This window comes from Streptomyces sp. NPDC088350, from assembly GCF_044753545.1.
GTDB lineage: Bacteria > Actinomycetota > Actinomycetes > Streptomycetales > Streptomycetaceae > Streptomyces.
Genome location: NZ_JBIVNL010000008.1, coordinates 355864 through 369226, shown reverse-complemented (window position 1 = coordinate 369226; position 13363 = coordinate 355864). Strand labels below are relative to the sequence as shown.

The 13363-nt window shown below is 71.5% G+C and carries 13 protein-coding genes and 1 pseudogene; 8 read left to right on the top strand and 6 right to left on the bottom strand.

All coding sequences use genetic code 11. The features are described 5' to 3' along the window. Positions 1–936, bottom strand: a complete 936-nt coding sequence (locus ACIQBL_RS29325) for a hypothetical protein (RefSeq protein ID WP_401946372.1) — start codon at positions 934–936, stop codon at positions 1–3. A gap of 380 nt (positions 937–1316) precedes the next feature. Here ACIQBL_RS29325 and ACIQBL_RS29320 point away from each other — a divergent pair, with 380 nt between their 5' ends. The 3 genes and pseudogenes from ACIQBL_RS29320 to ACIQBL_RS29310 all read left to right on the top strand — a co-directional run bounded on the left by ACIQBL_RS29320 (position 1317) and on the right by ACIQBL_RS29310 (position 3222). Next, positions 1317–1958 carry a response regulator transcription factor gene (locus ACIQBL_RS29320; protein WP_401946370.1) on the top strand — a complete coding sequence of 214 codons (642 nt, stop codon included), beginning with the start codon at positions 1317–1319 and terminating at the stop codon, positions 1956–1958. A 155-nt stretch (positions 1959–2113) separates the two neighbouring features. Next, a pseudogene (locus tag ACIQBL_RS29315) lies at positions 2114–2965 on the top strand (CocE/NonD family hydrolase). Continuing rightward, on the top strand, positions 2941–3222 hold the full coding sequence (locus tag ACIQBL_RS29310; protein WP_401946368.1) for a CocE/NonD family hydrolase C-terminal non-catalytic domain-containing protein: 282 nt from the start codon (positions 2941–2943) through the stop codon (positions 3220–3222). Before ACIQBL_RS29315 ends, ACIQBL_RS29310 begins: the two are co-directional and overlap by 25 nt. A gap of 175 nt (positions 3223–3397) precedes the next feature. On the opposite strand, the gene ACIQBL_RS29305 is transcribed toward ACIQBL_RS29310, so the two are convergent. Next, on the bottom strand, positions 3398–3763 hold the full coding sequence (locus tag ACIQBL_RS29305; protein ID WP_401946366.1) for a hypothetical protein: 366 nt from the start codon (positions 3761–3763) through the stop codon (positions 3398–3400). Positions 3764–3927: 164 nt separating this feature from the next. Here ACIQBL_RS29305 and ACIQBL_RS29300 point away from each other — a divergent pair, with 164 nt between their 5' ends. From ACIQBL_RS29300 to ACIQBL_RS29290, 3 genes are all read left to right on the top strand, one after another. Then, a complete protein-coding gene (locus ACIQBL_RS29300; protein WP_401946364.1) occupies positions 3928–4278 on the top strand; it encodes a hypothetical protein in 351 nt (116 codons plus the stop codon). After that, positions 4275–5114 (top strand): hypothetical protein, encoded by an 840-nt coding sequence (locus ACIQBL_RS29295; protein WP_401946362.1) that lies wholly within the window; start codon positions 4275–4277, stop codon positions 5112–5114. Before ACIQBL_RS29300 ends, ACIQBL_RS29295 begins: the two co-directional genes overlap by 4 nt. Before the next feature lie 86 nt (positions 5115–5200). Beyond that, on the top strand, positions 5201–5569 hold the full coding sequence (locus tag ACIQBL_RS29290) for a roadblock/LC7 domain-containing protein (protein WP_401946360.1): 369 nt from the start codon (positions 5201–5203) through the stop codon (positions 5567–5569). Between the two features lie 14 nt (positions 5570–5583). On the opposite strand, the gene ACIQBL_RS29285 is transcribed toward ACIQBL_RS29290, so the two are convergent. After that, positions 5584–6516, bottom strand: a complete 933-nt coding sequence (locus ACIQBL_RS29285) for a LacI family DNA-binding transcriptional regulator (RefSeq protein WP_401946358.1) — start codon at positions 6514–6516, stop codon at positions 5584–5586. A 166-nt stretch (positions 6517–6682) separates the two neighbouring features. On the opposite strand from ACIQBL_RS29285, the gene ACIQBL_RS29280 reads away from it, so the two are divergent. Both ACIQBL_RS29280 and ACIQBL_RS29275 read left to right on the top strand, forming a co-directional pair. Further along, positions 6683–7684: an alpha/beta hydrolase gene (locus ACIQBL_RS29280; protein WP_401946356.1), complete on the top strand. Its 1002-nt coding sequence runs from the start codon at positions 6683–6685 to the stop codon at positions 7682–7684. Next, complete coding sequence (locus ACIQBL_RS29275; protein WP_401946354.1) at positions 7681–10137, top strand: glycoside hydrolase family 2 TIM barrel-domain containing protein; 2457 nt, start codon at positions 7681–7683, stop codon at positions 10135–10137. Before ACIQBL_RS29280 ends, ACIQBL_RS29275 begins: the two co-directional genes overlap by 4 nt. A 310-nt stretch (positions 10138–10447) precedes the next feature. On the opposite strand, the gene ACIQBL_RS29270 is transcribed toward ACIQBL_RS29275, so the two are convergent. The 3 genes from ACIQBL_RS29270 to ACIQBL_RS29260 all read right to left on the bottom strand — a co-directional run bounded on the left by ACIQBL_RS29270 (position 10448) and on the right by ACIQBL_RS29260 (position 13310). Next, a complete protein-coding gene (locus ACIQBL_RS29270) occupies positions 10448–11293 on the bottom strand; it encodes an MOSC domain-containing protein (protein ID WP_401946351.1) in 846 nt (281 codons plus the stop codon). A 61-nt stretch (positions 11294–11354) separates the two neighbouring features. Then, the gene (locus ACIQBL_RS29265; RefSeq protein ID WP_401946349.1) at positions 11355–12044 is read right to left on the bottom strand and encodes a M24 family metallopeptidase; all 690 of its coding nucleotides are present in this window, start codon (positions 12042–12044) and stop codon (positions 11355–11357) included. Positions 12045–12104: 60 nt separating this feature from the next. Beyond that, complete coding sequence (locus ACIQBL_RS29260) at positions 12105–13310, bottom strand: molybdopterin molybdotransferase MoeA (RefSeq protein WP_401946347.1); 1206 nt, start codon at positions 13308–13310, stop codon at positions 12105–12107. Between the last annotated feature and the right edge of the window lie 53 nt (positions 13311–13363).

Genomic DNA, 13363 nt, shown 5'->3' with positions numbered 1-13363 from the left:
TCAACCGAGTCGGGCCGTGTGGGTGTCGATGAGTACACCGAGTCGGCCGGTCTTCAGGGAGCCGTCGGGCCTCACCTGGAAGTTCCACTCCAGAGCGGGGATGTAGCCGAGCACCAGAAGCGCGTCCGTCCCGCGCAGCGGGGTGTCGCCCCATCGCTCGTTGCGGTACTGGGCCGCGGTCACCACGAAGAGCCGCCGGGCATGGGTCCGGGCGTTCGCGCCCTCGCGGTCCCTGCCCCTGTGCAGGGTCTGCAGGGCCGATTGACCCCGGCCGCCTCCGGGCGACGTGTTCTCTCCTACGGCCAGTGCCTCGCCCCGGGTGGCCGCGGTGTGCAGGCGCGTCGATCGCGCGCCCAGCCCGTCGGTCACCGAGGGAGTGGCCGCCGAGCCCACCAGGACGACGGTGGCGAGGGTACCGACCGGACCGGAGATCAGCTCGAAGATCAGGGCCTGCGCCAGGAGCAGGACATCGTTGTCGTCTCCCGTCAGGGCGATCGGCCCGCTCAGCCGCGAGAGGTCGACCAGTGTCCTTTCACCTCTGTGCAGTCCGAGGGTGACGGTCAGGGAGTACGGATGCGTGGGCCCGCCGCCCCCGTTGCGGGTTCGCCGCAGACTCGCCGTGTCCACCGACCACTCCTTCCCGGAGACGTCCGCGGTCCAGGGCGCCGGTGCTTCCAGGTCCGCCTCGGCGAGCCGCAACGTCAGCCGCTTCCCCGAGTGGACGACGGTGTACACCTCCGGCAGCGGGCGCCCGCCGTGCGGACGCCCCGCGGCCACGGCCCGCAAACCCAGCGCGACCGATTCGAGCGCCTTGCGGTCGGCGCCCGACAGCACCGAACGGCCCTGCCCTGAGGAGGAGTTACGCCTGCGCCGGACCAGCGCGACCCCGAACAGGAGCAGGCCGAGCACCCAGCACAGGGCAATGGACGCGATCATGCGGCCACCTTTGTTGCTAGAAGTTGTCAGAGACGGACACCGGCCCGTGAAGACGCGGGCCGTGGACGTGGAACGCCGACGACGCGGCGGGCCGGCATCCGAAGGGCGTGAGAACGCGCTTCCCCCGGCATCGTCGCGCGCCCGCCGTGTCCGGTGACAGGCGAACCCGCCAACCTTGCCGATCCGTACAGGAGTTGGCGGGATCTCCCGCCCGAGGCCGTCGTGACGTCCGTACCGGGATCGGAGCCGCTCGACCGCTCGCGCCAGATTTCCCTCGGCTATCGGGCGAGGGACCCGTGACACGGATGCGCGGTCTTCGCCGCTGGCAGCATCGTCCTTCCGAACCTCTTGGACGACCTCAGGTGCGAGGTGGGGGGCGCATGCCTCAGCGAGTACCCGGCGAGACCCTGCGCGTGGCGATTCACGCGCCCGCTCCCCCGATCCGCGCCGGACTGGCCGGCTTCGTCGCCATGGAGCCGCGGCTGCGCGAAGTGCCGCGCGACAGGATCCGGGAGGCCCACGCGATCGTGGTCGCCGTGGACGCGACGGACGCCTCCGTCCTGGACCTCCTCCCCAGCCTGTCCGACGAGCCGGACGCGCGCTTCCTGCTGGTCGTGGGCAAGCAGTGGCAGGCCGACGCCCCGGCCGAGCGCCACCCGGGCGTCCGCGCCGTCGTACGGTGGGACTTCTGCAGCCCCGACCTCTTCGTCCGCACGGTGCGCGCCGTGGCCGGCGAGGACCGGAGCGAACCCTCCGCCCCGCCCCCTCCCCCAGCTCGGACACTCGACTCGGTACAGAGGGAACAGGCCCTCGTGGCCTCCCGCGACCGCGCCGCGCTGACCCCGCGCGAGGCGGCCGTGCTGCGCCTGATCGCCGAGGGAAAGCAGTGCGACGAGATCGCGACGGAACTCTCCTATTCCGAGCGCACGGTGCGGTACATCCTCTACGGCGCGATGAAGCGCCTGCGCACCCGCAACCGCGCCCATGCCGTCTCGTACGCCATACGGGCCGGACTGATCTGAGCCGCCGTCGCCCCGCCCGCCGCGACATCGGCCTCCGGCACCGGAGTTGACGGAGGCCACACCGACGAACCTGGGCAGCCACCTCACGCAGCGTCTCCTGCGCCCCGCCACCCCTCACCCGTGATCTGGCCGTCGCGCACGACCTACGGGTGCCGATGCGCGACGGCGCCGTCCCGCCGGCCGACCGCTGGGCCCCGAAGTCCGGCGGCGACGGGCTGCCGACCGTGCTTCTCCGCGCCCCCTACGGCAGGGCAGGCGCCATCGCGGGGCCGATGGTCCGGCCGTTGGCCGAGCGTGGCTTCCAGGCGCTGATCCAGAGCACGCGCGGGACCTTCGGTTCGGGCGGCACCTTCGACCCCCTGCGGCAGGAGCGCGAGAACGGGCTCGACACCCTTGAGTAGGTGATCCAGCAGCCCTGGTTCGGCGAGCCGATGGTGCTGTACGGCATGAGCTACCTCGGCTTCGTCCACTGGGCCGTCGCCGGTCGACTGCCGCCACAGGTAAGGGCGATGGTCCCGGCGGTGTCGGAATCGGCGCTCACGCTGGAGTTCCTCCGCACGGACGGGTTCTCCCTGGAGACACCGTTCGGCTGGGGCGTCATGGTCGACGGCCAGGAACGCCGGTGGGCGATACCGCGCCAACTCCTGGGCGCGAGGCGGGTGCGCCGCGCGATATCAACGCTGCCACGCGCCGAGGCCGACGTCGCCGCGCTGGGCCACCGGTCCGACTACGTCCAGGACGTCCTCGCCCACGACGCCGGTACGCCGCGTTGGACGGCGCTCGACCACAGTCGCCGGGTGGCCGACGTCGCCGTACCGGTGAGCCCGGTCGCCGGCTGGTACGACGTCGTCCTGCCCGGTCAACTCCGCGACCACCAGGCCCTGCGGACGGGCGAACGACAGGCGCGACTCACGGACGGCCCCCGGTCGCACACCTCCAGGGGCGTGACAGTCGCTTGGACACCGGGGGCCGCTCGACGAACGTGTGCGACGGTCTGGTCGGTCTGACCGACGCCGACCGGGTCTCCTGCGCGAGGGTAAGGCTGTGGCCGACGGCGTACCGCTTCCGGCGCGGTCACCGCATCCGGGTCCAGGTGTCCAGCGGGGCGTTCCCGCGCTACGACCGCAATCCGGGCACCGGCGAACCCAGGGCGACCGCCACGACGCTCCGCGCGGCGGACCAGGAGGTGTTCCACGACCCCGGACACCCGTCGGCGGTGCTCCTGCCGGTCCGCTCAACGGAGCGTACGAAACGGCTTGGTTGAGCCGGACCGCGATAAGAGGACTGGACATTGGTGGACCAGACATTAATGCCGCTTCAATCGCGGCGCGATGTCCCGGAATAGGGCATACCCAAGTCCCGGCCGGTCCCGGCGCGCATTTCCGCACCGAGACCGAACCGGCGTCGCGACTACTCAATTGTCATATGCCACTGGACGCTTATACCTCCAGAGCGGCCTCAAGGCGCTTGAGGTTATGCCGCGCCAGTGCCAGATTGCTGCGCTCCCGGTCCAGCGCCAGGTACAGGAAGAGCGAGCCGCGCGCGCTGGCCAGCGGCCTGATCAGGTGGTACTGCCGGCCGAGGGTGATCAGGATGTCCTCGATCTGGTCGTCCACGTTGATGGACTTCAGCGTGCGCTGCTTCGCCCGCACGACCTCGGTGTTGCCCGCCCCCGCGACCTCCAGGTCCAGATGCGGCCCACCGCCCAACGCCCCCAGCGTCATGCCGCTCTCGTAGTCGACCAGGGACACCCCCAGGGCCCCGTCGATAGTCATCGCTTCCTTGAGTGTCGCCTCAATGTTCACGTGGTGCCTCGTTTCCCCTCACGACCCGGCAAGACACGGGATCTCGCCACGAATACGGTCTCAATGCGAACCGTGCGGGTATCAGACAACACCATCTTTGGTCAGAGTTGCGATAGTTGGCAAACAAAGTAGTCTGCTCCCCAGAGTGACTGAAGGGGGGACCTTTGTCATCGCTCGACGCCGCACTTGGCCGCGCCCTGACTACGCCCGGCATCAGCGGAGCCGCACTGGTGGATGCCGTCACGGGCCTTTCCTATGCGGAGCTGGGTGATGTGAGTGCCAGTCAGGACTCCTGCGAAATAGCGGAGATCGCCCGCATCCGCCTCACTCGGGCGGGTGCGTCGGGGGAGTTGGAGAACGTCATCGTGACGACCTCCACCCAGCATCTGGTGACGATCCAACTCGCGCGGCAGGGCGACCCCTTGCTGCTGTGCGCGACCGTCGACCGCGAACTCACCAACCTCACCTGGGCGCTGCGCGAACTGAACCGGCACGCCGACGAGTTGCTGGCATGACGGAAGGCACCAAGGAGCCGCTCCCCGACTCCCGCAACGTTCCCTCCCTGTTGGCGGCCCTCCAGACCCAACAGCGTTCCTGCACCGTGATCGTCACCGGCACCCCGGGTGGCTCGATCCATGTGCGCGACGGCCTGGTGGTCGCCATGGAGACCCCTGGCGCACCCGGTGTCGAGGGCCTGCTGCTGAGGTCGGGCCGGATCGCCGAGGAGGCGTGGGCCGCGGTCCGCGCCGCCGACACCACCCACGAACACCTCGCGGCCGAGCTCGTGCACCGCGGGCTGGTCGGCGCCGGCGAACTCGAGGTCATCAGCCTGAGCGCGCTCTTCGACGCCGCCTTCGCGCTCTCCCTCGCCGTACCCGACAGCTGGGAAGTGACCGACCCCGTACCGACGTTGTACCGCAACACCGGCGTCACCCCCGAGCGACTCCTCGGCGAGGTGTCCCGGCGTGTCAACCTGCTGGCCGGGGAGTCCGGTTCAGTCGCCGCGCTCGCCCGCACCCGCCTTCGGCCGGCGTCCACCGCGCGCATCCCCGGACTCGTCGGCAGGCTTCCCGCCCGCCACCAGGCCGTCCTGACCACCACGGACGGGCGCAGGACGGCGAGGGACATCGCCTTCACTCTCGGCCGAGGTCTCTTCTCCGTCATGATCGACCTACGACTCCTGCTGGACCGCGGTCTCGTCCGACCGCACTCGCCCTCCACGGAGCAGCGGCCGAGCACGGCGCCGCGCAGCGCACCCTCCGCGGCGGCGCCCTCCGCGCTCGACTCCTCGTCGCTCCCGCGGCGCCTCCCGGGCCGGCACTCCGCGCCGGCACAACGGCCCCACGACTGAACACCGCCTGCCCCCGGCCTCGTTCGGACCGGGCTCCCCTCCTGCCTCGTTGTCCCTCCGCCTGCACGCAACAGGAAGAAGACGCCATGAGCGACCCCGTGACCGACCTCCTCATCGCCCTGCGGGACAACGTAATGGGAGTCACCGAGACCACCCTGGCCACCAGCGACGGACTCGTCGTGGCCAGCGACGTGAACAAGACCCATCCCGAATCCATGGCCGCGGTCGCGGCGGCGACCATCGCTCTCGGGCACCGGCTCGCCGATCAGGGCGGCACCGGACACCTGCGCGAGATCAGTGCGCGGTGCAGCACCGGCCATGTGATCGTGACGGCCGTCGGAGAGCGGGCACTCCTCGCCGTCGTGGCGGACGACGGTCTGGACGAGGCGGCGTTCCGCCGTGAGATCCCCGCCATCACCGCGAAGCTGCGCCAGCACCTCGACAACGACGTCTAGGACGTTCAGGACGTCTACGCGGACTCCCGCACGATCACCCGTGCCGGTTCGGAGGCCCTGTCGGCCGCCGGCAGACCCAGCGCGCAGCGTGCGGCACCGCGCCCGACGGCCTCCGCGTCGATGTGCACGGTGGTGAGAGCGGGTGAGAACAGCGCTCCGTGCGGGGTGTCGTCGAACCCGATGACGGCGAGGTCCTCGGGCGCCCGCAGCCCGAGGCGCCGCATCGCGGCCAGCGTGACGAGGGCGAGGTCGTCGTTGTAGGCGAGGACGGCCGTGACGTCCGGGTGTTCGGTACGGAACGCCCGCAGCCGCTCCTCGGCGGTGTCGAGACCGCCGGGCAGGACGAGCGTCGGGCAGTCGGGCAGGCCAGCGGCGTGCGTGGCCTGCCGGACGAGCCGCCCCCGTAGACCGGCCAGAGTCTGGAGTTCGGGGGTGTCCGGCATGACGGTGGCCAGGTGCCGGTGGCCCCGGTCGACCAGATACCGGACCGGTACGTCGGCCTGGGCGGAGAAGACGTCGAGCGGCGTCTCGGCGTCGGAGACGAGGCCGTCCGCGCGGCCCACGTCGCCCAGGTCGATCACGGCCCGCGCGGAGACGGCCTGTGCCACGTCGGACAGGGCCTGCGAGGAGAGATGGCCGTGCAGCACCAGCAAGACGTGCTGGTGCGCGGCGAGTTCGGCGTCCAGGCCCCGGATGTAGCTGCCGAGGCTGCTGCCGGTGGGGACTCCCTCGACGTTCAGCAGGACGATACGGGACGCCCCCTTGCGCAGCGCCTGCGCCGAGCCGTTGGGGACGTAGCCGAGTGTGCGGGCGGCCTGCCGCACCCGTTCCCGTGTCTCCTCGGAGACGTGCCCGGCCGCCCCGTTCAGGACGAAACTCACCGTGGTCTGGGAGACACCACTGGCCCGGGCGACGTCCTTGGCTGTCGCGCGCGGGGACCTGCTCACTGTCTCGCTCCTCGGAACGGGGGCCCGGCGGCCGGGCTTCTGCGTGCGTTCTGATCTGGGGCTTGTGCGGTGCGGGATGCGCTGGATACGGTACCGCAGGCAGGTGGTAATACGATTTACCACGTGCGGCACACGTGCTTCCGACCGGATTCGAGGAGAGCCGCCCATGAAGCTCGACGCGGTCGACCCGGAACTGCGCCGCGCCGTCGCGCGGATACCGCGACTGCCCGTCCGTCGGAAGCGGGCGCGGCGCGTGGTCCGCGCCCTGGTCGTCCGGCGCGGACCGGGCGAGCCGGTCGAGGGCGTCGACGTCCGCGTCCTCGACGAGGGCCGGGGCATACGCGTGTACACGCCCGCCGGTGGCGGCTCGGGGGCGGCACTGCTGTGGGTGCACGGCGGCGGATGCGCCATCGGCGATGTCGTCCAGGACAACGCCTTCTGCGCCACGACAGCCCGCGACCTCGGCATCGTCGTCGTCTCGGCGAACTACCGCCTCGCCCCCGAACACCCCTTCCCGGCCGCGCTCGACGACCTCTGTGCCGCGTGGCGGTGGCTGCGGGAGTCGGCCGGATCCCTCGGGATCGACCGGGCGCGCGTCGCCGTAGGCGGTTCCAGCGCGGGCCCGGGCCTGGCCGCCTGCCTGGCGCAGCGGCTGTACGACGACGGGGGGACGCGACCTGCCGCGCAGTGGCTGTTCTTCCCCATGCTCGACGACCGCACGGCCGCGCGCCACGAACTGGACGGAGTACGGCACCGGGTGTGGGACAACACGGCGAACCGGACCGGTTGGGCCGCCTGCCCCGGCACCGCGCCCGGCGGCCCGCACACCCCCGAGCACGCGGTCGCGTCCCGGCGCGCCGACCTGAGCGGGCTGCCACCGGCCTGGATCGGCGTCGGCGACATCGACCTGCTCGCCGACGAGTGCCGCGCCTGCGCCGGCCTGCTGCGCGAGGCGGGCGTGGACTGTGTGTTCGACCTCGTCCCCGGCGCTCCCCACGGCTTCGAGACCTGGGCCCCCCGACACACGCGTCGCACGGGCGCCGCTGGAGCGCGGCCGTGCCTGGCCGGCCGCACGGGTGACCGGATCGACGGCGACGGTACCCGACGACGCATGAGCCGCCGGCCGCCCGTACAGGTGACCACCCCACAACTCACGGAGCCCACATGATCCGCACGTCCTTCAACGACGGCTGGCAGACCCGCCCCAAGGTCAATCCCTTCGCCGAAATGTCCGGTACGAAGGTGGCGTTCAGGCCGGTGACACTGCCGCACGACGCGATGATCGAGCGGGAGCGTACGGCTCCCGACGGCGAACTCACGATGCAGGGTGGCGCCGAGGCGTACTTCCCGGGCGGGACCTACGAGTACCGCAAGACGTTCGCCGTCCCCGAGGAGCACCGTGGCAAGCGCATCCTCTTCGAGTTCGAGGGTGTCTACCGCGACGCCGTCGTCTTCGTCAACGGGGACTACGCGGGCCAACGCCCCGCCGGCTACTCGCACTTCCACATCGACGCCGACCGTTTCCTGCGCTACGGCGAGGACAACGAGATCCGCGTCGAGGCCCGGACGCATCGTGACTCGCGCTGGTACACCGGCGCCGGTATCTACCGCGACACCTGGATGCTGGTCGGCGAAGTGGTCCGGATCGCGCCCGACGGGGTCCGTGTCACCACCCCGGACATCGACGGCGAGCGGGCAGTGGTCGAGGTCGCGACGAGGGTCGAGAACGACTCGATCGCGATCCGGACGGTCGATGTCGTCACCGAGATCCGCGACGGCGAAGGGACCGTCGTCGCGAGCGACTCCTCCAAGGTCACAGTGTTGCCGGGAGAGCCCGCGACCGTACGCCAACGCCTCTACGTACGGGCCCCGTTGCTGTGGAGTACCGCTTCGCCCGCCCTGTATGCCGCCACCGTGACCCTGAAGGACCTGGACACCGAGACCGTCCCGTTCGGCATCCGGTCACTGCGTCTCGACCCCGAGCACGGGCTGCGGATCAACGACGAGACGGTCAAGCTGCGCGGCGCATGTGTCCACCACGACAACGGGGTTCTGGGCGCCGCCACCTTCGCCCGCGCCGAGGAACGCCGGGTCCAGCTCCTCAAGGACGCCGGGTTCAACGCGCTCCGCATGTCCCATCACCCCATGAGCAAGGCGATGTTGGACGCGTGCGACCGGCTCGGCATGCTCGTCGTGGACGAGGCCTTCGACGTGTGGACGTCCGGCAAGAGCGAGTTCGACTACAGCCTGAACTTCCCCGAGTGGTGGGAGCGCGACATCGAGGCGATGGTCGCCAAGGACTTCAACCACCCCAGCGTCATCATGTACTCGATCGGCAACGAGATCCCGGAGACCGGTACGCCCTCCGGTGCCGCGTGGGGTCGCAGACTCGCCGAGAAGGTCCGCTCGTTGGACCGCACGCGCTACGTCACCAACGCGGTCAACGGCATGCTCGCCGCCATGTCCGAACTGGGCAAGTTGGTGGGGCAGTCACAGGAATCGGCGGAGCGGGCGGCCGGTGAGGGCGAGGAGAAGGGCATCAACACCCTCATGGCCGACGTGGGCGACATGATGAACGCGCTCAGCGCGTCCAGCCTCGTGACCGAGAAGACCGCCGAGTCCTTCGCCGTGCTCGACGTCGCCGGCATGAACTACGCCGAAGCACGCTACGCCCTGGACAAGGACCTCTTCCCCCACCGCGTCATCCTCGGCACCGAGACCTTCCCCACCCGCATCGACGGCAACTGGCGCCTGATCAAGCAACTCGGCCACGTCATCGGCGACTTCACCTGGACCGGCTGGGACTACCTCGGCGAGGTCGGCATCGGCCGCCCGCAGTACCTCACCCCCGAGGGCCCGCGCCCCGAGCACACCGCGCCCTACCCCTACCTCCTCGCGGGCTGCGGCGACCTCGACATCACCGGCCACCGCCGCCCCGCCTCCTACTACCGCGAGATCGTCTTCGGCCTGCGCACCGAGCCCTACATCGCGGTCCGCCGCCCCGAGCACCACGGCAAGACCTGGGCCGGAACACCCTGGTCCTGGAGCGACTCGATCTCCACCTGGACCTGGCCCGGCCACGGGGACCAACCGGTCGCGATCGAGGTCTACGGCGACGCCGACGAGGTCGAACTCCTCCTCAACGGGCGCTCGTTGGGCCGTCGCCCGGTGGGAGAGGACCACCGCTTCCGCACCGAGTTCGACACGACGTACGAACCCGGCGAACTCCTCGCCGTCGCCTACCGCGACGGCGCCGAAACCGGCCGCCACACCCTCCACACGGCGACCGGCCCGATACGGCTCAACGCCGAATCCGACCGCCCGAGCATCACGGCGAACGGCGGCGACCTCGCGTACGTCACCCTCACCCTGACGGACCCGGACGGCACCCCGCACACCGCGGCCGACCGCCCGGTCGCCGTCGAAGTCTCCGGCGCGGGCGCCCTGTCGGGCTTCGGCAGCGCCGACCCGTCCACCGAGGAACGCTTCGACACCACCGAACGCCGTACCTACGAAGGCCGCGCCCTCGCCGTCCTCCGCCCGACCGGCCCCGGCAAGATCCACCTCGTCGCCTCGGCACCGGGGTGCGCGCCGGTGGAAGTCGTCGTCGCCGTGGAGTAGCAGCCCGCTCCCGGGCTGCCTCGACTCAGCCCGGCGCGTCCATCAGCAAGGGCGTGTCGAATGCGCCGGTCCCCGATCGACGTGAGGGTGAAGGCAGCACCTCCACGACTCAGGAGCACCACCGTGACCGTAACGGCGGATCCGGCTCTTCGGGGGACCGGGCACAGGGCGGCACCACATCGAGCCGGTCCGGGTGATCGCCACTCCCCTCGCCACGCACCTGAAGTACCGCTTCACGAAGTGATGCGACCGGCAGGGTCTGATGGACCACCTAGGGGTAGCCAACCCGCGCCCCACCCGGTGGAAGCGGTCACGCAGCCTCCTCCACCGCGATCGGATCGCCCACCCGGACCGTCCCCGCCTCCAGCACGTCCAGGTACACCCCGAGGCACGACAGCCGGCCCAGGTCGAAGACCGGTACGCGGTGCTCGCGGGCGACGGCACGCATGATGCCGGGGTCGGGCGGCAGTTCGTCATGGCCGAGGGTGGGGATCACGCAGCGCGGTGTCGGCACCAGCACCCGGAACAGCGCCTCCCCCACCCGCAGGCGCGACCCCACCCAGGCGTCCTCCGGAAAGCCGGGCCCGCCAAGGGTGTTCACGACCAGGTTCGGGCGGAAGCGGCGCGCGTCGAAGTCCCCGGCGGGGTGGACGGTACGCATCCGGTCCAGGGCGGCCGTGGTGACGAGATGGACCCGGCCGAAGTCGAAGAACGTCCCCGGGGCGACACCGCCGGTCGTGATGCTGTCCCCCGTCGCGTCGACGGTCGCCGACTCCCGCACGGCCTCCGGGACACCGCCCTCGTAGTCGGGTACGGCCCGCTCCAGCCGACTGTGCTCCGGTACGACGGCCGACACGAACACCTGGCGGCCCAGCAGCTTGGACAACTCCCCGTCCAGGTCCGGGTCTTCGACCGGCAGCGCGGTCCCGTCCGGCAGGACGACCCGGACCGCGCCGGAGTCGTCCAGCCGGCTCCGGCAGCGCAGCAACTCGCCCCATTTCCGCGGGTGTTTGGCGCTGCCCACCGCACCCGTCCCGTCGAGGACGGCGTACACCCGGTCCCCCGAGAGCCCTCTCTCCGTGACCGCGGCGGCGATCACGGCCTCACCCGACATCGACTTCACCGGATACCGGTACAGCGCTGCCACAGTCCCCATGGATCAACTATGGCCGCCGGACCGCCGCCACCTCAGCGAATTTCCGAGGCGCCAACCGCCGTCAGAGGGTGAGCAGTTCCTCGTAGAAGCCCCCGAACTCCCGCTCGCGGTCGATGAGATGGACCTCCAGGATCCAGTGGCAGGTGCGGCCCGCCTTGTCGGTGCGGCGGATCGGGGTGTCGTTCTCGGGGGTGATGTACGACTCGACGTGGGCGCCCTCGATCGTCTCGTGGGGGAACTCTCCGACGAGGTGTCCGGCGTGCCAGCCGCCCAGCTCCCAACCCGCCTTGTCGGCAAGGCGGGTGACCTCGGCGTGCAGGCGCCGGCCGGTGATGTCCGGGGTGTTCTGGAAGAAGCGCCGGCCGGCCGCGAACACCGTGGCGAGGTCGTCGCGCAGTCGGTGCTTGACCGGGTCGTCGCCGAGGACGAAGGTCCGGCCGAAGTCGGCCTCGTACTCCTCGAAGATCGGCCCGAAGTCGGCGAACACGATGTCGTCCGCGCCGATCACCCGGTCCGGCGGGTTCTCCTTGTACGGCTTGAGCGTGTTCGGTCCCGAGCGGACGATCCGCTTGTGCCAGTGCCGGGTCGTGCCGAACATCTCGTTCGCCAGGTCGCGGATGCGGTCACTGACCGCCCGTTCCCCCTCGCCGGGCGCCACGAGCCCGCGTTCCTCGATCTCCGCGAAGAGCAGCGTGGCCTTGGCCTGGGCATCGAGCAGGCGTGCGGCCCGCGTGGGTTCGTCATCAGCCATGAGCCGAACCTAGCCAGCTAGATCGTTCCCGGCAACGCGATTCCGTACGGCGGACTCGCTTCACCCCGTGAGCAGGATCAGGGGTACCGGCCGGCCGGGCCGCCAGTCCGGTGCCACGGCCGCGAGGGCGTCCGCGAGGGCCGCGCCGTGCAGGAAGGCGGGACGGTGTCCGCCGACGGGGCGCGCGGTGGCGCCGTCCCAGGTGACCGGGATCAGGCGCGTGCGGCCGGGGGCGGCGCGGATGTCGCCGGTCAGGAGGATGTGCGGCAGGAGTGGCAGTGGTCGTCCGGTGAGGCCGGACAGGAGCGGGGCGAGCAGGGTGTGGGCGGCGGTCAGGGCGGCGTACGGGTTGCCGGGCAGGCCCAGGATCCAGTGGCCGTCCGGGAGTTGGGCCAGCAGTTGCGGATGCCCGGGGCGGCAGGCGACGGCGTCGACCACCCATCGGGCGCCCGTGTCGGCCAGCAGCAGGCGCAGTTGGTCGGTGGGCCCGACGGAGGTGGAGCCGGTCACCACGGTCACGTCCGCGTCGCCGTACGACAGGGTGTGCACGGCCCCGGCCAGGGACCCGCGGGGCCGGTCCGGGACATGGTGGACGGCGACGGTCTCGCCGCCCAGGGTCTCGACGAGGGGTGGCAGCAACGGGCCGAGCGCGTCGCGTACTTGACCGGGTGCGGGGTGGCCGGCGCGGGTCAGTTCGTCGCCGGTGACCAGGAGGCGTACGCGGGGGCGGGGTCGTACGGGAAGGGTGTCGTGGCCGCAGGCGGCGGCCAGGCCGAGCAGCGCGGGGCCGATGCGGGTGCCGGGCGGGGCCAGCGGCGCTCCGGCCGGGGCGTCCTCGGCGGCGCGGCGGATGTGCCTGCCTTGGGCCGGAGCGGGTCCGTGCACGAACGCGCCGGTCCGCTCGGTATGTTCCAGGGGGATCAGCGCTCGCGCACCGGCCGGGACCGGCGCGCCCGTGGAGATCGCGACCGCCTCACCCGCGCCCAGCTGACCGTCCTTCCAGAGGGCACCCGCCCGCACCTCGCCCCTTACCCGCCAGGGGCCGGTCCCGGGGCCGACCGCGTAGCCGTCCATGGCGGCCGTGTCGAACGCCGGCATCGGCCTCGGGGTGCGCAGGGCGTCGGCCAGGGTCAGCCCTGCTGCCCGCGCGAGCGGAACCTGCCGGGCGGGCAGCGGGTTCGGGGCGGCGTGGGCGAGTGCGCGGGCGCTCGCCCACGGCACGTCGCGGCAGGAGGCGGGCGCGGCTGCGGGTGTGAGGACGGTCATGTCCGGCAGCCTCGCGCCGGCGTTTTGCCGTCTGCCGCGCTCCCGGTTGCCGC